This window comes from Gemmatimonadota bacterium (assembly GCA_016714015.1).
GTDB lineage: Bacteria > Gemmatimonadota > Gemmatimonadetes > Gemmatimonadales > Gemmatimonadaceae > Pseudogemmatithrix.
The window spans coordinates 365,112-384,457 of the sequence record JADJNZ010000006.1 but is presented as its reverse complement, the minus strand read 5'-3'; the positions used below and the strand labels follow the sequence as shown (position 1 = coordinate 384,457).

Here is a 19,346-nt window from a genome sequence, read left to right as displayed (position 1 = left end):
CTCGGCCCGCTTCACATCGCGATCTTCGCCGCCTTGGGGTCGAGCAGCGCCTTCCGCGCCCTCAGGTGCTCCTCCATGCGGAGCCGCGGCACGCCCTCCTGCATCCATTCCGGGGCCGGCTTCCCCTGGAGGAAGTGGTCGAACCACTCCTGCATGCGCATCGCGTAGTCCTTCTGGTTGATCGGGCGCGCGAGGCCGTGATTCTCGCCCACGTACTCGAGGAGCACGACCTCCTTCCCGAGTTCGCGCAGCGTGTTGAAGTGCGTGATCCCCTGGTTGAAGTCCACCGCGCCGTCGCGGTCGTTGTGGAGGATCATGAAGGGGATGCTCACCTGGTCGGCGAAGCGATTGGGCGAGTTGCGCAGGTAGGCGTCGGGGTTGCGCGCATAGCTCGACCGGAAGCGCCCCTGGCTCGAGATGAAGATCGGCTGGTTGGCCGAGCCCGAGTTCCAGTACACCGAGCTGAACATCGAGACCATGTCCGTCAGCGGCGCGCCGGCGATCGCGGTCTTGAAGATGTTCGTCTGCGTCGTGATGAAGCTCGTCTGGTAGCCGCCCCAGCTGTGCCCCTGCAGCGCGACGTTGGCCGAGTCCACGATGCCCGCCGCGATCGCCGCCTTCACCGCCGGCACGACGCACCAGACCGCCGAGCGCCCCGGGTCGTCGAGCTGATACGAGATGTCGGGCATGAAGTACGCGTAGCCGCGCGACGTGTAGACGCTGGGATTCGCGTACCGCGTCGCGTTGGGCTGCGCGTAGGCGTGGAGGCCCTGCGAGAGGCGCTCATAGATGTACGTGAGCGTCGGGTAGCGCTTGCCCTCCTCGTAGCCCGCGGGGAGGAAGAGCGCGCCCTGCATCTTCGCGCCGGTCTCGTCGCAGGTGTAGTCGATCAATCGGGCGCCGGCGCTCCACGCCACGTCGGCCTGTTGCGGATTGCCGTCGGTGAGCCGCCGTTCGTTCGCGAGGTTCGCGTCGGCGACGTACCAGTCGGGGAACCGCACGAAGGTCTGGCGCGTGTACGCCCACACCTCGGCGTCGCGCGCGCGACGGAAATCGATCTTCGCGTCCTCCCACGCCAGCACGCGCACGCCGCCGCGCTGCGCGTCCACCTGCACGAGCCCTTCCTTCTTGGTGCGCTCGCCGTAGGTCTCCACGAAGAGCGGTCGCGCGAGGTCGATGCCGCGCTCCTTCGGGTCGGCAGCGACGCGCGCCTGGTAGCGCGTGCCCTCGCGCTTCCCGTTGCCGGTCACGTTCAGCGCCGGCCCGCCCGCCACGCCCACGCGCCAGAGGTCCCAGTTGTCGCGCAGGAACAGGAAGCGCGAGTCGCGCGACCACCCGAACGGCGGTGCGACGGGCGGCTTGTCGACGTTGTGGTCGTCCTCGTCGTCCCAGAAGGTCGCGGCCACGCCGTCGGTGACGCGCCTCGAGGTCCTCGTGCCCATCTCGTACACGTTCCAGTGTCCGGCGTCATACCAGGCGGCGCGCAGGCCGTCCGGTGCGATCAGGGACGGGAAGGGACCGCCGGGGTTCTCCAGCCGCTTCGCGATGAGCGTCCGCGCGCCGGTGAGCGCGTCGATCGCATAGAGGTCGCGATACTGGTGCCCGTCCACCGCCGCCTGCCGCTCATACGGGGTGAAGTCGGCGCCGAGCGCCCAGCGGTCGTTGCGCGCCACGGTCGCCGTCCGGACCGCGTCGTCAGTGAGCTTCACGACCTTGGGAGACGCCAGATGCCAAGCCGAGAGGTAGCTGAAGCCCTTGTCCGCGTTCTCCTGCACCTGCTGCTGGCTCTGCAGGCGCGGATCCTTCCAATGCCAGAGGATGAGCGACGGCGTCTCCTCGTCCTGTCGCGCGGGGGCGACCTGTCCTCCCGCGCCCGCGCCCGGCGCGGGGGCGTTCGCACCGCCACCGACCGGCGGCGCCGTCGAGGCCGGAGGGGCCGGCCGCGGCGCGCGCAGCCCGAAGTAGAGCGTCCCCTGCGACTCGCTCCACTGCGGCGCGCGGTCGGCGCTCACGATGAGGCCGCCGCTCACGCCGTCGCTCCGCTCGTTGATCATCACCGAGGTCGGGGTGCGCGAGGCGAGGTGCGCCCAGCCGAGCACCGTGGTGAGCGTGTCGCGGGACGCGGAGTCGGCGACCGAACGGAGCACCGCGAGCGCATCGCCGGTGTCGGCCCAGGTGAGACGACGATACTGCGCCTTCTCCGCGTCGAGCGCGCGGACCACGCCCGTGGCGAGCTCGCGCAGCTGCACGCCGTTGCCCAGCTGGTCGCGCTGGTCGAGCGTGAAGGCGAGGAACTGCCCTGCCGCGTCGAAGGCGTACTCGCCCACGCCGACCATCGTCACCGGCGTGCCGCCGGCGAGATCGACGAGCATGAGGACCGAGCCGTTGGGCGCGGCGGGCGCGCTCGCCGCCGCGCCGCCCGCCGTCGCGCCGCCTCCGGACGATGCGTCCGGCGGCATCAACTGGAGCGCGATGATGTTCGAGCGATCCCCGCGAAGCGGAAGCTCCGCACCCGGTCGAACTCACGGCGCGTGCCCGTGGCCAGTTCGATCACGCCGACCTTGGTCGGCAACGTCCGACGGTCGCGGCGCGCCTTCCGCGCGTCCTCGCCCTTGGGGTGGACCGTGTACGCCACCCAGCGGTTGTTCCCCGAGATGGCGACGCCGCCGGGGCCGGCAGGCGGCTCCCCGATGGCGAGGCGCGTCTCCGTCGCGCCCGCGCGCGTCGCGCGCACGACGAACTCGGCGTCCCCTTCGTTCGGGGCGAGCACGTAGGCCATCCACTGCCCGTCGTTCGAGAAGGTCGCGTTCCGGATCCCCCTCCACGAGAGGAGGTCCTCCATGGAGAGCGGGCGCTTGACCGGCGATGCGGTCGCGGCGACCGGCGTCTGTGCGGCGAGGGGGAACGACAGCGTGAGGAGCAGGAGCGCGGCACCTGCCGCGCGCGGGCGGAACGACATCGGGAACTCCGGGTGGGCGGTGCGGAGAACTTGGGCCGCTCGCGTCGGCCGGGTCAACCTGCGGTGCGCCGGAACATCAGGGGATTGTGACCTGGGTCGTTCGACGACGGCGCTCCCGGGTCGTAGAATACCGGACCGCCCACCAGGAGCCTCGATGCACCCGACCGCCCATCGCCGCACCTCCCGCTGGCTCCTCCTGTGCGCGGCGCTGGCGCTGTTGGCACCCGCGTGGCTCCCGGCGCAGTCGTTCGCGGGCGGTTGGCGCGCCGCGCTGCCCAACGGCAACACGCTCTCGCTCACGCTCGCCCAGACGGGGGCGTCGATCACCGGTACGCTCACGGGGAGTGGCACCACGCTGCGCGTGCAGGCCCAAGCCGACGGGAGCGGATCGTTCGTGGGCACGGCGGCGAGCCAGCAGGGGTCGGTGCTCATCGCCGGGGAGTTCCAAGGGGCCGCGCTGCACGTGGTGCTCGCCGAGATGACCGCCGCCGGCACCCCGAACATGGCGTCGGCCTCCGAGGTGATGTTCCAGCGCGCTGCGGGCGCGGAGGCGGCGCCGCCGGTCGCGGCGAACCCGAAGGGCACTCGCGGGGCGGCGCCCGCGCCTGCGCCGGGCGCGGCCGCCGGTGCGATGCCGGGTGCGATGCCGGGTGCGATGCCGGGTGCGATGCCGGGTGCCATGCCCGGCGGCGCGTCAGGCGGTCCCGGCAATGCGATCGCCGAGTCGCCGGCGGATCGCCAGCTCGCGCAGCTCCTCCTCTCGAGCCGCTGGTGCTACATGCGCTACTCCTCCGCGATGGGCGCGACCACCACGGAGAAGGTCGCATTCGCCGCCGACGGCACGCTCGCGGTGACCGGGAACCGCGAGACGAACACGTCCAACCAGTACGGGTCGTACTACGGCAACTCCGGTGACACGCAGCGCGCGTACTGGCGCGTGCGGAACGGCCAGCTCCTGCTCTCGCAGGACGGGTCGCAGTGGGAGGGCACGCCGCTCTCCGTCGCGCCCAACAGCAATGGTGCGCCGATCGTCACCGCGAACGGCAAGGAGTACTCCCGCTGCGACTGAGCGGGAGATCGCGGGTCAGCGCGCGAAGCAGTAGAACAGTCCGTTGCCGCCGGTCGCCACGAGGTTCGCCTGGCTGCAGCCGCGTGACGGATGCGCCGAGTTCCAGGAAGTCGGGCGCACGCCGCCACCCTGCCGGTCGTGGTGCCCGACGAACCCGCGCCCGGTCGTCGCGTTGCTGGTCCAGTTGCTGCAGGTGGTGTCGAGCGAGTCGACCGCGAGCGTGCCGTCCGGATTGGAGCCGGTCAGGATGTCGTGCGTGTTGGGCGTGTCGCCGCGTCCGTTGACCTTCTCGCCCTTCTCGTTCAGGCTGTTCTCCTTGCCCGTCATCGCCGCCTCGCTGTGGAGCTGCTCGAGGTTCGCGGCGACCAGCACGCCCTTCGCGTTGTACCACGGGCCGGCGCCGATGCGATCACGCGCGTTGACGGCGGGCATGCCGCCGGCCGCCGCGGCACTGAGGTAGGCGCGCCACTCGCGCCCGCGCACCCCCGCCGCCTCGGCGAGCGTGTGGCAATGGCGGTCCGCGCCGGCGAGGCCGCCGAGGTTGGCGCCATCACCCGAGCCGACGCTCGTGATGAAGAAGCTCATCGCGGGCTGCGCGCCCTCGGCGCGGGCGCCGATGACGAAGGCGGTAGCGGTGGCGAGGGCAGCGATCGGGAGCAGGCGGCGCATGGGGACTCCGGAGTGAGGGCAGGCGCGAAAGATGGGAGCCCGCGCACGAGGCGGCAATCACGCCGGGCGCGGGCCCGACGGCCGGCAGTCGGCTACATTCCGCTGGCGTCGCCTCACCCGTGACGCTCTACCACCCGTTGGGAGCCGCCCGTGCCCAAGAAGAAGCGGACCAAAACCTCGCGCGCCGTCGCCGCACCGCGCGCCACCGCCCCGCGCACGCCGACCGTCCTCACCGGCCAGGCCGAGGACTATCTGAAGGCGATCTACGAGCTCGAGCAGAAGGGCACGCCCGCCGGCACGAATGACATCGCGGGGCGACTCGGGATCGCGGCGGCGAGCGTGAGCGGGATGGTGCAGCGTCTCGCGCGACTCGGGCTCGTGCGCGCCGAACGGTATCGCGGGGCGCGCCTCACGATCGCCGGCCGCGCTGCCGCACTCCAACTGATCCGTCGGCATCGCATCATCGAGTGCTATCTCGTCGAGCGGCTCGGCTTCGGGTGGGAGGACGTGCACGACGAGGCGGAGCGGCTGGAACACGCCGCGAGCGACGAGTTGATCACGCGGATGGCGGAAGCGATCGGGAATCCCACCGCCGACCCGCACGGGGCCCCGATCCCGACCGCCTCCGGTGAAGTGGACGAGACGCGGTTGCCGAGCATTGCGGAGCTGGCGGAGGGGGAGCCGGCGACCGTGGTGCGCATGTCGGACCGGGATCCGGCCTTCCTGCGGTATCTCGACGGGCTGGGAATCCGCCCTGGTGCGACGGTGCAAGTCGTTGCCAAGGCGCCATTTGGCGGGCCGCTGACCGTTCTGGTGGGTGGCGCGGAACACGGGGTCGGAACTTCGGCCGCGAGTCAGGTGTTCATTCGGAGTCGACGGTAGTTCACCTGTAAATCACTCGCCGGAGCCGTGCCCATGAAGCGTTGGATCCCCGCCCTCGTGCTCGTCCCCATGCTCGCCGCCGCCTCGTCGTTCGCGCCGGTGGCGTACGTCCGCGACGAGGCGCACTCGCGCATCAACTTCATCGCGCACTCCCGCCTCGTCGACGCGCTCGGCACGTTCGACAAGTGGGATGCGAACATCATGTTCGACGCCGAGCGCCTCGAGAACTCGACGGTCGAGATCGTCATCGACGCGAAGAGCATCAACACGCGCGTGGACATGCGCGACGGGCACCTCCGCAGCGATGCGTTCTTCGCCACCGATTCGTTCCCGACGATCACGTTCAAGTCGGCGATCGTGAACCCGCTCGGCGGCGACCGCGTGAACATCACCGGCGACCTGACCATCCGCGGGCACACCAAGCGCATCACCATCCCCTCGCGCCTGATGTTCTTCGACGCGGAGAAGAAGATGGGCCGCGTGAAGGGCGCCACGACGATCTACCGCGAGGAGTTCGGCGTCTCGTTCAACCCGCCGGTGAACCCGATCGAGCCCGAGGTCGAGATCCAGTTCGACATCACGTTCAAGGCGAAGTAAGCCTCGCCGATCGTCAGGACGTGAGCGGGGCGTGCCCGGAACGGGTGCGCCCCGCTTACCGTTCGTGCATCGTGGCCCTCCCCCCGCGCGTCCCGCTCCTCGTCGCCTCGCTCGTGCTCGCCGGTCCGCTCGCCGCACAGGCCGCGGTGGCGCCCGAGCGCACGATCGCCATCGACGAGCGGCTCGCGGCGACGGCGGGGCTGTCGGTCGGTGATCGCGTCGTCCTCGGCCCGGTCGCCGGCGCGCCGGGGGACACGGTGCGGATCGTCGCCATCACGCGGCGCGGGGCGGATCCGAGCGAGGTCGCGCGCAGCGAGTTCAAGGTGCGTCTCCATCTCGAGCACCTGCAATCGCTCGCGGGTTCGGGGGACCGCGTGGGCCGGTTCGCCGTGCAGTCCTCCCCCGCGAGCTCGCCCGCCGCGGTCTCGGCGGCCATCAACGCCGCCGCGTTCGGATTCCGGGCCTATCCCGCCGCCGAGGTCGCAGTGGAGACCTCGGCGACCTTCCGCGTGGTGAACCGCTTCCACCGGGCGATCGGCATCATCACGATCGTCGCGAGCGCGATCTTCCTGCTCTGCATCACGCTCCTCAAGGTCGATGAGCGCCGCCGTGACATGGGGGCATTGCGGCTCCTCGGCATCTCCCGCGCCTCGGTCGTGCGCGCGGTGGTGCTCGAGTCGTCGCTCGTCGCGCTCGTGGGGAGCGTGATGGGGGCCGGCATCGGCTGGGTGGCGTCGTGGCTCGTGAACTGGCACTACCAGGGCGTCTACGCCACGCCGCTGCGCTTCGCGATCGTCACGCCGGGGATCGTCGCGTTCGCCGTGGCGCTCTCGCTCGCGCTCGGCGTGGTGAGCGGCTGGTTCGCCGCCCAGCGCCTGGTGCGCCGCGCGCCGCTGGAGCTCGTCGGGCGATGATGCTCCGCCTCGCGTTCGCCACGCTCGCGCGCCGCCGGGCGCGGACCGCGCTGACGGTGGCGGGCGTCACCGTCGCCGCGGCGATGCTGCTCGACATGGTCATGCTCGGCTCGGGGATGCGCGAGAGCTTCCGCGGCTTCATCGAGCAGCAGGGGTTCCAGCTCCGCATCACGCCACGCGGGACGATGCCGTTCGACTCGGAGACCACCGTGGGTGGTGCGGCCGCTCTCGCGGAGCGGATCGCCGCCGATCCCGACGTGGTGCGGGTCGCGCCGTTGCTCGGCACCCGGATCTTCACGCGCCGCGCCGCCGACGACTCGGTCACGGCGGGGTTCCTCCTCGGACTCCGGCCCGAGGTGCAGGGCGACTACGTGCTCGCCGAGGGGCGCGAGATCGCGGCCGACGACGAGATGGTGGTGAACGGTGCCTGGCTCGCGGCGACCGGGCACGCGCTCGGGGACACGGTCGAGGTCGCCCAAGGGTGGGAGCCGCAGATGCGCAGGCTCCGCGGAACGCGCACGGTGCGCATCGTCGGGCGCGGGCGCTTCGTCATGCTCGCCGGCGGCGAGCGCGCCGCCGCGCTCCGCATCGGCACGGTGCAGGCGATGGGTGGCGACGCGCTGCGCGACCGCGCGTCGGTGATGCTCGTCGCGACGCGCGAGGGGGCGGCGATCGAGGCGGTGCGCCGCCGGCTGGAGGCGAGCGATCCCCGCATCAGCGCGCTCTCGACGGCCGCGGCCCTCAAGTTCGTCGATGAGCGCCTCAGCTACTTCCGCCAGCTCGCGTTCATCCTCGCGTCGGTCTCGCTGGCGGTCGGCTTCCTCCTCGTCACCACGCTCGTCACCGTCTCGGTGAACGAGCGCCTCGGCGAGATCGCGGTGATGCGCGCGATCGGCGTGGCGCGGTGGCGGATCGTCGCGCAGGTGATGGCGGAGGGCGTCGCGCTCTCGCTCGTCGGCGCGACGCTCGGCGTCGGGCTCGGGCTCGTCACGGCCCGCTGGCTCAACGGCATCCTCGCGGCCTTCCCGGGACTCCCGGCGGCCTTCGACTTCTTCCTCTTCGAACCGAGCGCGGCCTTCCGTTCGCTCGGCCTGCTCGTGCTCTGCGGCATCGCCGCGGGTGCCTGGCCGGCCTGGCGCGCCGCGACGCTCCCCATCGCGCAGACGCTGCGCGAGGAGGCGGTGGCATGACCGATCCGCACGCGTCCTCGTCGCGGGCCGCCGATGTGCGGCCGCTCGTCCTCTCCGCGCGCGACGTGCGGCGGGAGTATCCCGTGGCGGGCGTACCGGTGCAGGCGGTGCGCGGGCTGTCGCTCGACGTGCGCGAAGGGGAGTGGGTCGCGATCGTCGGTCCGTCGGGTTGCGGCAAGTCGACGCTGCTGAACCTGCTCGGCGCGATCGACCGGCCGAGTGCCGGGCGGATCGAGATCCGCGGCGAGGATGTCGCGCGCCTCGGGGATGCGGCGGCGACGCGGTTCCGGCTGACCGGCGTGGGGTTCGTCTTCCAGCGGTTCTATCTCATGCCCACGCTCACCGCCGCCGAGAACGTCGAGCTGCCGATGAGCGAGGCGAAGGGGCCGCGCGCGGCGCGGGAAGCGCGCGCGCGCGAACTCCTGGCGTACGTGGGGCTCGGTCAGCGCGCGGACCACCGGCCCTTCCAGCTCTCGGGCGGGGAACAGCAGCGCGTCGCGATCGCGCGCGCGCTCGCCAATCGTCCGGCGCTGCTGCTCGCCGACGAGCCCACCGGCGAACTCGACGCCCGGACCGGCACCGAGATGATCGCGTTGCTCGACCGCCTGAACCGCGACGGCACGACGATCGTGACGGTGACGCACGATGAGGAGCTCGCGGGCGCGGCGCGGCGCGTGGTGCACATGCGCGACGGCGCGATCGTGGACGACGTGGTGAAGCGGCCGCTCGAGGACCCCGCGCGGTGATCACGCGCCTCGCGCTGCGCGGCCTGCTCGACCGTCCCTGGCGGTCGTTCTTCCTGCTCGGGGGATTCGGGCTCGGCGTCGGCGTGATGATCACGCTGCTCGCGATCGGCGAGGCGATGGTCCTGCAGTCGAAGGACGAGAAGCTCGTCGGCGGCGGCGACGTGACCGTGCTCCCCGAAGGGCTCGACCTCGAGGTCATGAAGACCGGTGGCGTCGGCGGGATGTTCGTGGCGATCCCCAACGCGCGGTTCGTGCATCGGCAGTTGCTCGGCGCCCCGCGGCTCGCCGATCGGGTCACGGCCGTCGCGCCCCAGACGGATGGCGTGCTGCTCTACGTGCGGACCGCGAGCGGTGAGTTCCCCGTGCGCGCGATCGGCGAGATCCCCTCGGCGACGCGCCTCGTGGGCGCCGCGCCGACCATCGTCGCCGGCGCGTGGGAGGACGACGACTCCGATCGTCGGTGGTTGGCTCCGACCCTCGCCGAGTTGCGACACGAGATCGACCGGTTCCACGTCACACCCGCGGGGATCGCGGACGAGGAACGTCGGACGTGGGGGGAGTGGCACTACTTCAACGTCCTCTCGGCCGACCGCAAGCGGTGGGCCTTCCTCACGCTCGCCGTCGGCGGTGACGTTCCCTCGGGCGAATGGGGCGGACAGGTGCTACTCACCGTGCACGAGGAGGGGCGGCCCGCGCGTCGATTCACGCGGGTCGTGCTCCCGCGGGACGTGTCGCTCGACACCGCGCGCGCGGACCTCGCGTTGGGCGGCGACAGCGTACAGGTGCTTCCCGACGGCCGGTACCGGGTGACGGCCACGGCGCGTGAGGAGGGGACCGGTGCGAGCGCGACGATCGTGCTCACCGTGACGCCTGCCCCCGGGGCGTACTTCCCCGGCACCTCCATCGGTGGGGACGCGCTCGTGAGCGGATACGCGGTGCCGGCCCTCCGCGCCGAGGCCGATGGCGAACTCTGCATCGCGGGCCGCTGCGAGCGCTTCGAGGCGGCGCAATCGTATCACGATCACAACTGGGGCGTCTGGCGCGACGTGCAGTGGGAATGGGGAGCGGCGCGGGCCGGGAGCTATTCGCTCCTCTATGGTCGCGTCGCGCGCGAGGGCGCCGAGGACGTGCGGGAGAAGCTGTTCGTCTACCTCGTCGACTCGCTCGGGTTCCGTGCGCTCTTCCGGCCCGACAGCATCGCGTACGAGGAGGGACGGAGCGTACGCATCCCCGGCGGCGTGCTCCGTGTCCCGTCGCGCGCGGTACTGTTCGACGCGCGCGACGGTGACACGCTGCGGATCGCGCTCGAGATCGAGGACGCGGTGGCGAGCGACGTGCGGCTCGACCGGCGCGGACAGGCGTCCGGGCGGCGCGCGCGTCCATGGTTCGTCCAGATGAAGGGGATGGCGCGCATCTCCGGTCGTGTGGGAGGACAGGTGGTCCGTGGCGAGGGCACCGGCTTCTTCGAGACGTATCGTTAACGATGCATCCCGGCGCGCGTCTGACCCGAAACCCCAAGGACCAGCCGTGACGAACCGCCAGACCCGACGCGCCCTCTCGATGCTCCTCGTCCTCGCCGCCTGCGGCGAGGGCACTGGCGCCGATCTCACCGCGCCGGTCGTCACGCCGACGCCTGTGCTCGACACCGTCGGGAACGGCGCGGTCGTGGCGGCGTTGCGGATCGACCCGACCGCGCTCCCGAGCTACGCCGTCGCGTTGCCGGCGACCTTCGCGCCGCCCGTGCTGCAGCGCGAGGATCGCACCATCGGTGCGCCCATCACCGATGCGGGAGCGACGCTCGGTCGCGTGCTGTTCTTCGAGCGCAAGCTCAGCCGCAACGACTCGCTCTCCTGTGCGGGCTGCCACGCGCAGTCCCTCGCGTTCGGTGACACCGCGCGCTTCAGTCTCGGCTTCGAGCGCACCGGCCGCACCGGCGCGCACGCGATGCGGCTGGCGAACGCGCGCTTCAACGAGAACGGCTTCCAGTTCTGGGACCGCCGCGCGCCGACGCTCGAGGCGCAGGTCGTGATGCCCATCCAGGATGCCACCGAGATGGGATTCGACGGCGCGCATGGCGGGCTCGCGGCGGCGCTCGCGAAGGTGGTCGCCGCGCCGTACTACGCGCGGCTCTTCACGCTCGCCTTCGGCGACGCGAGCGTGACGCAGGACCGAGTCCAGCGCGCCCTCGCGCAGTACGTGCGCAGCATCGTGTCCACGCAGAGCAAGTGGGATGTCGCGATCGCCGCGGTGAACGGTGGCCCGCCGTTCGCGCAGCCGCTCCCCGGCCTGACCGACGAGGAGAATCGCGGAGCGGCGCTCTTCATGCAGCCGGTCGGTGCCGGGGGGACCGGCTGCGCCGGCTGCCATCGGCCACCGAGCTTCTCACTCGACGGCCTCTCGCTCAGCAACGGACTCGACAGCGCGGAGACGCGGATCTTCCGGTCGCCGTCCCTCAAGACCGTCGGGATGGGCACGCGCTACATGCACGACGGCCGTTTCGCGACGCTCGAGGAGGTCGTGGACTTCTACGACGCCGGCGTGAAGGTCGGCCCGGCGCTCGATCCGCGCCTGCGACTCCCGAGCGGCGCCCCGCGCCGCCTTGGCCTGAGTGCACCGGACAAGGCCGCGCTGGTCGCGTTCCTTCGGACGTTGCGCGACTCCTCGGTGATCACCGACCCGCGCTTCGCGGATCCCTTCCGGCGGTGACGGGGCGCCGCGGCGACCGCTATGGCTGTCGCGCGAGCGAGCGGAGCGACATGTGCAGAAAGTCGACGCGACCACGCGCGCCGCGCACCAGCCAGAGGAGGGTGCGCGTCCCATCGGGGTCGATCACCGCGATCCGGTCCTCGCCGACGAGCTTCACTGCGGCCTTGTCGCCCTGGATGAAGACGAGCGCGCCGTTCTCCTCCACGATCTGCACCTTCGTCGATCCCATCGCGTAGGTCCCCGCCACGAGCGCGCGCTCGGCGGGCGTCCCCACGCGATCCTCGGGAAGCTTCGGCTCCACCGGCGGGGTGATGCCCATCGTGCGCCTGGCGACCAGGTCGACGAGTCCCTGCATCGGTGCGCCACCCCGGTTGTCGAGCACGATCACCGCGACCTTCCGGTCCGGGAACATCGTGACCTGGGCATCGAAGCCGTTGATCGCACCGCCGTGCTGCCAGATGCGCGTCCCGTCCCGCACATCGATCATCAGGCCATGCCCGTAGCGCGCGTTCGCGCGCCCCGGCATCGGCATGTGGCCCGTCGTCATCCGCGTCACCGTGCCCGCGTCGAGCACGCGCTGTCCATCGAGCATGCCGCCATCCATCATCGCGATGGTGAAGCGCGAGAGGTCGCCGGCACTCGCGAAGAGGAACCCGGCCGCCCACTGGGCCGTGTTCTCGGTGAAGGGACGCACGACCACCCCGGGCAGGTTCGGCCCGCCGACATGTCCCTGCGAGAAGTCCCGCGTCAACGCCTCCAGCGGGCGGAAGGTCGCGTGCGGCATCCCCAGCTTCCTGAGCACGTGCAGGTCCGTGAGTGCGGCGAACCGCTGACCACCGGCGCGCTCAGCGACGTAGCCCGCCATCGAGTAGCCGGGGTTCGAGTACGAGATGACCGTGCCCGGCGTGGTGAAGAACAGCGTGTCGCTCACCTCCCGCATCACCTCGCCGAGCGCGCCCTCACCCATGCGACCGTACGCGACGGCGTTGTCGAGCCAACCGGCGCTGTGCGTCAGCAACTGCTGCGTGGTCACGGTGCCGACGCGCTTGCCCGCGAGTTCGGTCACGTAGGTGGAGATGGGCGCCTGGAGGTCGAGCTTGCCGGCCGCCACGAGCTGGTTGAGCGTCGCGGCGGAGATCATCTTCGTCACCGAGCCCACGCGGAAGAGCGTACGATCGGTGACCGCACGTCCCGTCTCGATGTCCGCCACGCCATAGCCGCGCGTGTACGCGAGTCGTCCGTCGACCACCACCGCGACCTGCGCACCCGGGGTCCGCGTGCGGGCCATCTCGGCCGTCACCGCGGAGTCGAGTGCGGCAGCCCAGGCGGGCGTCGCGGTCGGGGCCTGCGCCGCGGCGGAGTCGGACGCGAGCGCGGCGAGCAGCATCGATGCCGCCCCGAGCAGCGAGAGAGGGCGCAGGCGCACGGCAGGACGGCGAGCGGACACGGGCATCGAGGACGGCTCCAGTGGGTGGTCCCCCAACATACGGCTCAGCGTGCCTGAAGTGTCGTCGCGAGCCAGTCGGCGACGGTGCCGAGCACCTCGCCGTCGACCTTGTTCTGCGTCAGCCTCGCATAGCCGGACGGGTGACCGCTCGCGTCGCGCAGGAAGAGATGGTTGCGCTCGGGGAGGACCTTCACGGTGACCCGGCGGTTGCCGCCGGACGCGAAGGCCCGCTCGAGGAGCGACGCCTCCTCGGCGCGCACCTGCTGGTCCGTCGCGCCCTGCACGATCAGGACCGGCTGCTTCACCGCCTTCGCGGTCGGGATGGGATCGTAGGCGAGGAAGAAGCGCATCCACGGCTGCTTGGCCGAGGTCGAGTCGAAGCCGGCGTGCGCGGCCTTGATCGCCGAATCGCGGGCCGCGGGGGCGATGGCGGGGTCGCCCTCGATCCCGTTGCGGATCTGGTAGTCGATGATCGCGCGTCCGGTGTAGGCTGGGCCGGCCATGAGCACGATCGCGGCGAGCTGCGGGTCGGTTCGCGCGATCATCGGCGCGATCATCCCGCCCTCGGAGTGCCCGACGAGCGCGATGCGGGCCGGGTCGATGTCGGTGCGCGCGCGGAGGAAGGCGATGCCGGCACGGATGTCGTCGGCGAAGTCGGCGCTGGTGCCGTTGATGTCTCCCCCCGATCCGCCGACGCCGCGGTCGTCGAGGCGGAGGACGGCGATGCCGCGTCGCGAGAGCGTGTCGGCGACCTGCCGGAAGATCCGGAGGCCGCCGGCGAGCGGGATGTACTCGTCGCGATCCTGTGCACCGGAGCCGGTGATCGTCACGACCGCCGGCACGCGACCGCTCGCGCCGGTGGGCATGGTGAGCGTGCCGCTGAGTGCATGTCCGGCCGGCGTGCGCACGGTGACGTCGGTCGCCGTGTACGGCGCGCCGGCGGGCGCGGAGTAGTCCGGCTTGCCGAGTCGCACCGCGTCGGCGGCGGGGCCGGACAGGACCACGATCCGCAGGCCCTGCGCGGGGAGGGCGCCGCCGGTGACGTTGCCGTCGGCGTCGAGCGTCGCCAGGGTCACGTTGCCCGCGACGGTGAAGCGCGCGCTGTCGGCGCCGAGCCGCTCGAAGGTGGCGTCGATGGTGACCCCGCCGGACATCGCGAAGACGGGGAGGGTGAGCGTGCGGACCCCGCGCGCCATGGCGATGCGGGCGAACTGCTCGTAGATGACGAAGTCGTTGTTGGTGATGGGCAGCGCACCGGGACGCGTCGCGAACTTGAGTTCGCGTGACTGTGCGCCGGCGCGAAGGTCCAGGAACACGCTGTCGCGCGCGAACCTGGCGGTTCCCGGTCTGGAGCGGCGCGGCGTCCGGCGCCGCGTTCGCGCCCCGCACGATCAATGACGTGCTCGGCATCGAGTGGTCCGCCGCGAGCGTGTACTCGAGCTCGACCGACGGCGCATTGGGCGAGGCGATGATGGCGCGCACGCTCGATGCCGTGCGCCGCACGCGCTCGAACACGAGGGTGTCATCGCCCTTGAGGACGAGATAGACCGCCTGGCGCGGCGCGGCCTGCGCGCGCGCGACGACCGCGGTCAGGAGCGCGGCGACGCTCGCCGCGAGCAGCGGCAGTCCCACGCGCCGCACGAGCAGGGAGAGAGGCATGGTGTCAGTTCCGGGTGTTCTGCGAGCGGATGAAGGTGACGATGCCGAAGGCGAGGCCGAGTCCCGCGAGGGCGACCACGATGGCGGCGTTCGGCTTCCGTGGGACGATGGGGATCATGGGTCACTCCGGGTCGTTCGGGACGGGCGCGGGGGCGTCGCCCTTCGGCGCACGCCCCGCGCGCTTCAATGCATCCCGCAGCAGGAACTCGATCTGCCCGTTCAGGCTGCGCAGGTCGTCGTTCGCCCACCGCTGGACGGCGTCCAGCAGCTCGCGATCGACGCGCAGCAGGAAGGGCTTCCGTTCCGCCACGGCCGGCGCCTCAGGTGTAGAGCGAGCCGGTGTTCACCACGGGCTGCGTCGAGCGCTCCGAGCAGAGCACCACGAGCAGGTTGGACACCATCGACGCCTTGCGCTCCTCGTCGAGCGAGACGATCGAGCGCTGGCTCAGCATGTCGAGCGCCATCTCCACCATGCCCACCGCGCCCTCGACGATCTTCTGCCGCGCCGCGATGATCGCGCTCGCCTGCTGCCGCTGGAGCATTGCCGCCGCGATCTCGGGTGAGTAGGCCAGGTGCGAGATGCGCGCCTCGATCACCTCGACGCCCGCCTTGATGAGCCGCTCGTGCAGCGCCTTCTCGAGCGCCTGCGAGACCTCGATGGTGTGCGTCGAGAGGGAGAGCTCCCCCGCGGTGTGCGAGTCGTACGGATACTGCGTCGCCGTCGCGCGGAGCGCGGACTCCGACTGCACCGCGACGTACCGCATGTAGTCATCGACCTCGAACAGCGCCTCCGCCGTCTCGACCACCTTCCAGACCACGATCGCGCCGATCTCGATCGGGTTGGAGTGGTTGTCGTTCACCTTGAGCTTGGTCGTCTCGAAGTTCCGCACGCGGAGCGAGATGGCCTTCTTGGTGAGGAACGGGTTGGCGAACCAGAAGCCGTCCTGCTTCACGGTGCCCTTGTACGAGCCGAAGAGCACGAGCGCCTTCGCCTCGTTCGGGTTCACGATGAAGAGGCCGCCGAAGCCGACGGACGCGGCCACGACGACGAGCATGGCCAGCAGGCCCATGACGTGACGCTGTGCCTGGAACTCCATCACCATCACGGCCAGGCCACCGAGGCAGACGGTCAGGAGGACGAGCAGGGCCACGAGGCCGTTTGACGCCGGATAGGACTTCTCGCGATACACGGGGACATCTCCAGTAGAGGTGTTATCAACATGATATCACTTTAGTATCTAGACGTCAATACCCGCGAGTCGTCTGACCCGCGGGTATCGGTTACCGATTGTGACTAAATGACTTAGGTGCCTGCTCTGCAGGTGTGCCGCGGAACGCCGGTCAGAGCGTGGTGACCGCCCGGTCCGCCTCGCGCGCCACGCGCTCGCCCTCCTTCGGATCGACGAAGAGCAGGACCGCGCCCCCGACGACGAAGAAGATGATCACGCTGAGGATCGCGAGGTTGGAATCGCCCCCGAGGCCGGCCATGATGCCGAAGAGCGCCGGGCCCGCGATCCCGCCGAACTTCTCGAAGACGGAGAAGAAGCCGAAGAACTCGCCGCTCTTGTGACGCGGGATCATGTTCGCGAACATCGAACGGCTGAGCGCCTGCGTGCCGCCCTGCACGAGCCCGATCACGATCGCGAGGATGTAGAACTCGCGCGTCGAGTCCATGAAGTACGCGTAGACGCAAATGCCGCCGTACACCGCGATGCCGATGAGCACGCCGCGCTTCGCGCCGATGAACTTCGCGAGGTAGCCGAACGCGAAGGCGCAGGGGATGCCGATGAACTGCACCATGAGGATCGCGGTGATGAGGTCGCTGCGCGCGATCCCGTTCCGGTCGCCCCACTGCGCCGCCATCTTGATGATCGTCTGGATGCCGTCGTTGTAGATGGTGAACGCGACCATCATCAGGAACGCCTGCTTGTAGCCGCGCAGCTCGCGCAGCGTCTCGCCGAGCCGGGAGAAGGCGACGGCGAACGGGTTCGCGTCGGCGCGCTCGTCGGCCTCGATCGCGCGCGGCGGCTCGGGCACCTTCCGCAGCACCGGGATGGAGAAGAGCAGCCACCAGACACCGACGCTCACGAAGCTGATGCGCGTCGGCAGGCTCGCCTGCTCCGGCGTGAGTCCCGGTCCGCTCGGCAGCCCCACGAGCTGGGGCGCCTGGATGATGACGAGGTTGAGCGCGAGGAGCACACCGCCGCCCACGTAGCCGAGCGCATAGCCCGCCGTCGAGACGCGGTCCATCTCCTCCTCGGTCGCGATGTGCGGGAGGAGCGCTTCATAGAAGGCGGTGCTCCCCGTCGCGCCCGCGAGCGAGATGACGAGCAGGATGCAGGCGAACAGCACCTGACCTTGGCCGATGAGGAACATCGCCGAGGTCGATCCCACGCCGAGGATCATGAACCAGCCGAGGAACTTCTTCTTCGCGGCCTTGTAGTCGGCGACGGCGCCGAGGATGGGGGCGAGGATGGCGATCAGCACCGCGCCGATGGTCTGCGCGAAGCTGAACCACTGCGTCTTCTCGACGGGGGAGAGGTCCGCCGCGGCGTACTGGTTGAAGAAGATGGGGAAGACCGCCGCCATGATGACGGTCTGGTAGGCGGAGATCCCCCAGTCGTACATGGCCCACGCGCGGAGCTGCGGCGTGTGCAGGCCGAGGTTGTTGAGCAGGCTCTTCTTCCCGGACATCGCGGTGGGGCAGGGGGGACGGACCGCGGCGGGTCCGGGTCCGAGGGGCACCCGGACGCGGGGGAGAATGCGCCTCGGGGGCGTCCGGCGCAATATTGCAGCATGTCCGATCCGCTCATTCGCGGGCAACCGAGCTCTGCCACGCCACCGGCGGCCGCACCGCCGCTGTATGGTTTCGACGCGTTCTCGCCGCAGGAGATCAGCGAGCGCATCGAACGCGTCGGTGTCGTCAAGGCACGACTCCCGCTCCCGCGGATGCTCCTGCTCGCCGTGCTCGCCGGAGCGTTCATCGGCTTCGGGGCACTCGCCTTCACGCTGGTGCAGGCGGACGCGACGCTCGGATTCGCGGCGAAGCGCCTCCTCGGCGGCGCGGTGTTCTCGCTCGGACTCATCCTGGTCGTCGTGGCCGGTGCCGAACTCTTCACGGGCAACAACCTCCTCGTCATGGCCTGGGCCGACGGTCGGCTCTCCACCGGCGAGGTGCTCCGCAACTGGGCGGTCGTGCTCACCGGGAACGCGATCGGCGCCGTCTCGCTGGCCGTGCTCGTCGCCCTCTCCGGGCACCCGGCGTTGGGTGACGGGGCCGTCGCGGCGGCATACCTCCGGATCGCGGCGGCCAAGACCGCGCTCCCGTGGACGACGGCGTTCTTCAGCGGCGTGCTCTGCAACGCGCTGGTCTGCCTCGCCGTCTGGATGGCGTTCGCCGGTCGGAGTGTGCTCGACAAGGTGGCGGCGATCATCCTCCCGATCACCGTCTTCGTCGCGGCGGGGTTCGAGCACAGCATCGCCAACCTCTACCTGATACCGATGGGGATGCTGTTGCCGGTGCTCGACCCATCGCTCGAAGGGGCAGGGATCGGCCTGTCGCGACTCGTGGGCAGTCTGGTGCCGGTGATCCTCGGGAACATCGTCGGCGGGGCGGTGCTCGTCGCGGCGGTCTACCACCTCATCTATCGTCGGGGGCGCGCGGCATGAGTGCGGCCGGCGACCCGGCGGCGACGGCCGCGCCACCACGCATCCGACTCGGCGCGCAGGGCTGGAACTACCCGGCCTGGGTGGGCGGGTTCTACCCCGAGCGCACGCGCGCCGCCGACTACCTCGGCGTCTACGCCCGCGCGTTCGACACGGTCGAGGTCGACTCGACGTTCTACGCCGTGCCGGCCGCGAAGACGGTGCGTAGCTGGGCCGAGCGGACGCCGCCGGGCTTCACCTTCGCGCTCAAGATGCCCCAGGAGATCACGCACGAGCTGCGCTTCGTCGGCGCGCAGGAGGTCGCGCACCGGTTCTACGACGTGGCGCGCGAGCTGGGGCCCAAGCTCGGGCCGGTGCTGATCCAGTGCGGTCCCGATCTCGCGCCGTCGGAGCGCGACGCGCTCGAGGAGTTCCTCTTCACGCTGCCGCCGGACATCGCCTTCGCGATCGAGTTCCGGCAGAAGGGCTGGATCAACGAGGAGACGCACACGTTGCTCACGCAGCGGAACGTCGCGCTCGCGCTGGTCGATGCGCGGTGGATCCCGCGGCACTGGATGCTCAAGCTCGCCGAGCGCCCGACGGCGGGGCATGCCTACGTGCGGTGGATGGGTCCGGACCGGAGCATCACCGACTATTCGCGCGTGCTGGTGGATCGCACGGCGGAACTGGAGTCGTGGGCGGCGATCCTGCCGACGCTGGCGAAGTCGGTGAAGGTGTACGGGTACGTGAACAACCACTTCAGCGGGCACAGCCCGGCGAACATCCGGTGGCTGCAAGCGAAACTGGGCCAGGTCCCGAAGGACCCGGCCCAGTTGGCGGAGCAGTTGGGGTTGTTCTGAGGA

General features: G+C 70.8%; 18 protein-coding genes. 10 read left to right on the top strand and 8 right to left on the bottom strand.

Going from position 1 to position 19,346, the window contains the following annotated elements; translation table 11 throughout:
- Nucleotides 1-11 precede the first annotated feature (11 nt).
- The gene (locus IPJ78_13955) at nucleotides 12-2,459 is read right to left on the bottom strand and encodes a S9 family peptidase (GenBank protein ID MBK7907649.1); all 2,448 of its coding nucleotides are present in this window, start codon (nucleotides 2,457-2,459) and stop codon (nucleotides 12-14) included.
- Nucleotides 2,459-2,959 (bottom strand): hypothetical protein, encoded by a 501-nt coding sequence (locus tag IPJ78_13950; protein MBK7907648.1) that lies wholly within the window; start codon nucleotides 2,957-2,959, stop codon nucleotides 2,459-2,461. Before IPJ78_13950 ends, IPJ78_13955 begins: the two co-directional genes overlap by 1 nt.
- A 154-nt stretch (nucleotides 2,960-3,113) precedes the next feature.
- On the opposite strand from IPJ78_13950, the gene IPJ78_13945 reads away from it, so the two are divergent.
- On the top strand, nucleotides 3,114-4,028 hold the full coding sequence (locus tag IPJ78_13945; GenBank protein MBK7907647.1) for a hypothetical protein: 915 nt from the start codon (nucleotides 3,114-3,116) through the stop codon (nucleotides 4,026-4,028).
- A 15-nt stretch (nucleotides 4,029-4,043) separates the two neighbouring features.
- Here IPJ78_13945 and IPJ78_13940 read toward each other — a convergent pair whose 3' ends face one another.
- A complete protein-coding gene (locus IPJ78_13940; GenBank protein ID MBK7907646.1) occupies nucleotides 4,044-4,697 on the bottom strand; it encodes a hypothetical protein in 654 nt (217 codons plus the stop codon).
- A 150-nt stretch (nucleotides 4,698-4,847) separates the two neighbouring features.
- On the opposite strand from IPJ78_13940, the gene IPJ78_13935 reads away from it, so the two are divergent.
- The 7 genes from IPJ78_13935 (at nucleotide 4,848) to IPJ78_13905 (ending at nucleotide 11,732) form a co-directional block, all read left to right on the top strand.
- Nucleotides 4,848-5,579 carry a metal-dependent transcriptional regulator gene (locus IPJ78_13935; protein MBK7907645.1) on the top strand — a complete coding sequence of 244 codons (732 nt, stop codon included), beginning with the start codon at nucleotides 4,848-4,850 and terminating at the stop codon, nucleotides 5,577-5,579.
- A gap of 33 nt (nucleotides 5,580-5,612) precedes the next feature.
- Nucleotides 5,613-6,176 (top strand): YceI family protein, encoded by a 564-nt coding sequence (locus IPJ78_13930; protein ID MBK7907644.1) that lies wholly within the window; start codon nucleotides 5,613-5,615, stop codon nucleotides 6,174-6,176.
- A 71-nt stretch (nucleotides 6,177-6,247) separates the two neighbouring features.
- On the top strand, nucleotides 6,248-7,090 hold the full coding sequence (locus IPJ78_13925) for an ABC transporter permease (protein ID MBK7907643.1): 843 nt from the start codon (nucleotides 6,248-6,250) through the stop codon (nucleotides 7,088-7,090).
- Nucleotides 7,087-8,280, top strand: coding sequence for an ABC transporter permease (locus IPJ78_13920; protein MBK7907642.1), 1,194 nt, complete (start codon nucleotides 7,087-7,089; stop codon nucleotides 8,278-8,280). The genes IPJ78_13925 and IPJ78_13920 overlap by 4 nt, the downstream gene beginning before the upstream one ends.
- Complete coding sequence (locus IPJ78_13915; protein MBK7907641.1) at nucleotides 8,277-9,026, top strand: ABC transporter ATP-binding protein; 750 nt, start codon at nucleotides 8,277-8,279, stop codon at nucleotides 9,024-9,026. Before IPJ78_13920 ends, IPJ78_13915 begins: the two co-directional genes overlap by 4 nt.
- On the top strand, nucleotides 9,023-10,507 hold the full coding sequence (locus IPJ78_13910; protein MBK7907640.1) for a hypothetical protein: 1,485 nt from the start codon (nucleotides 9,023-9,025) through the stop codon (nucleotides 10,505-10,507). The genes IPJ78_13915 and IPJ78_13910 overlap by 4 nt, the downstream gene beginning before the upstream one ends.
- A gap of 79 nt (nucleotides 10,508-10,586) precedes the next feature.
- The gene (locus IPJ78_13905; protein MBK7907639.1) at nucleotides 10,587-11,732 is read left to right on the top strand and encodes a cytochrome-c peroxidase; all 1,146 of its coding nucleotides are present in this window, start codon (nucleotides 10,587-10,589) and stop codon (nucleotides 11,730-11,732) included.
- Between the two features lie 19 nt (nucleotides 11,733-11,751).
- Here IPJ78_13905 and IPJ78_13900 read toward each other — a convergent pair whose 3' ends face one another.
- From IPJ78_13900 to IPJ78_13880, 5 genes are all read right to left on the bottom strand, one after another.
- Nucleotides 11,752-13,185, bottom strand: coding sequence for a beta-lactamase family protein (locus IPJ78_13900; GenBank protein ID MBK7907638.1), 1,434 nt, complete (start codon nucleotides 13,183-13,185; stop codon nucleotides 11,752-11,754).
- A 38-nt stretch (nucleotides 13,186-13,223) separates the two neighbouring features.
- Nucleotides 13,224-14,495, bottom strand: a complete 1,272-nt coding sequence (locus tag IPJ78_13895) for an alpha/beta fold hydrolase (GenBank protein MBK7907637.1) — start codon at nucleotides 14,493-14,495, stop codon at nucleotides 13,224-13,226.
- Between the two features lie 464 nt (nucleotides 14,496-14,959).
- On the bottom strand, nucleotides 14,960-15,148 hold the full coding sequence (locus IPJ78_13890) for an Arc family DNA-binding protein (protein ID MBK7907636.1): 189 nt from the start codon (nucleotides 15,146-15,148) through the stop codon (nucleotides 14,960-14,962).
- Nucleotides 15,149-15,158: 10 nt separating this feature from the next.
- Nucleotides 15,159-15,941: an SPFH domain-containing protein gene (locus IPJ78_13885; protein ID MBK7907635.1), complete on the bottom strand. Its 783-nt coding sequence runs from the start codon at nucleotides 15,939-15,941 to the stop codon at nucleotides 15,159-15,161.
- 238 nt (nucleotides 15,942-16,179) lie between these two features.
- Nucleotides 16,180-17,532 (bottom strand): MFS transporter, encoded by a 1,353-nt coding sequence (locus IPJ78_13880; protein ID MBK7907634.1) that lies wholly within the window; start codon nucleotides 17,530-17,532, stop codon nucleotides 16,180-16,182.
- A 102-nt stretch (nucleotides 17,533-17,634) separates the two neighbouring features.
- On the opposite strand from IPJ78_13880, the gene IPJ78_13875 reads away from it, so the two are divergent.
- The gene (locus tag IPJ78_13875) at nucleotides 17,635-18,507 is read left to right on the top strand and encodes a formate/nitrite transporter family protein (protein ID MBK7907633.1); all 873 of its coding nucleotides are present in this window, start codon (nucleotides 17,635-17,637) and stop codon (nucleotides 18,505-18,507) included.
- A complete protein-coding gene (locus IPJ78_13870; GenBank protein MBK7907632.1) occupies nucleotides 18,504-19,343 on the top strand; it encodes a DUF72 domain-containing protein in 840 nt (279 codons plus the stop codon). Before IPJ78_13875 ends, IPJ78_13870 begins: the two co-directional genes overlap by 4 nt.
- Nucleotides 19,344-19,346: the final 3 nt, after the last annotated feature.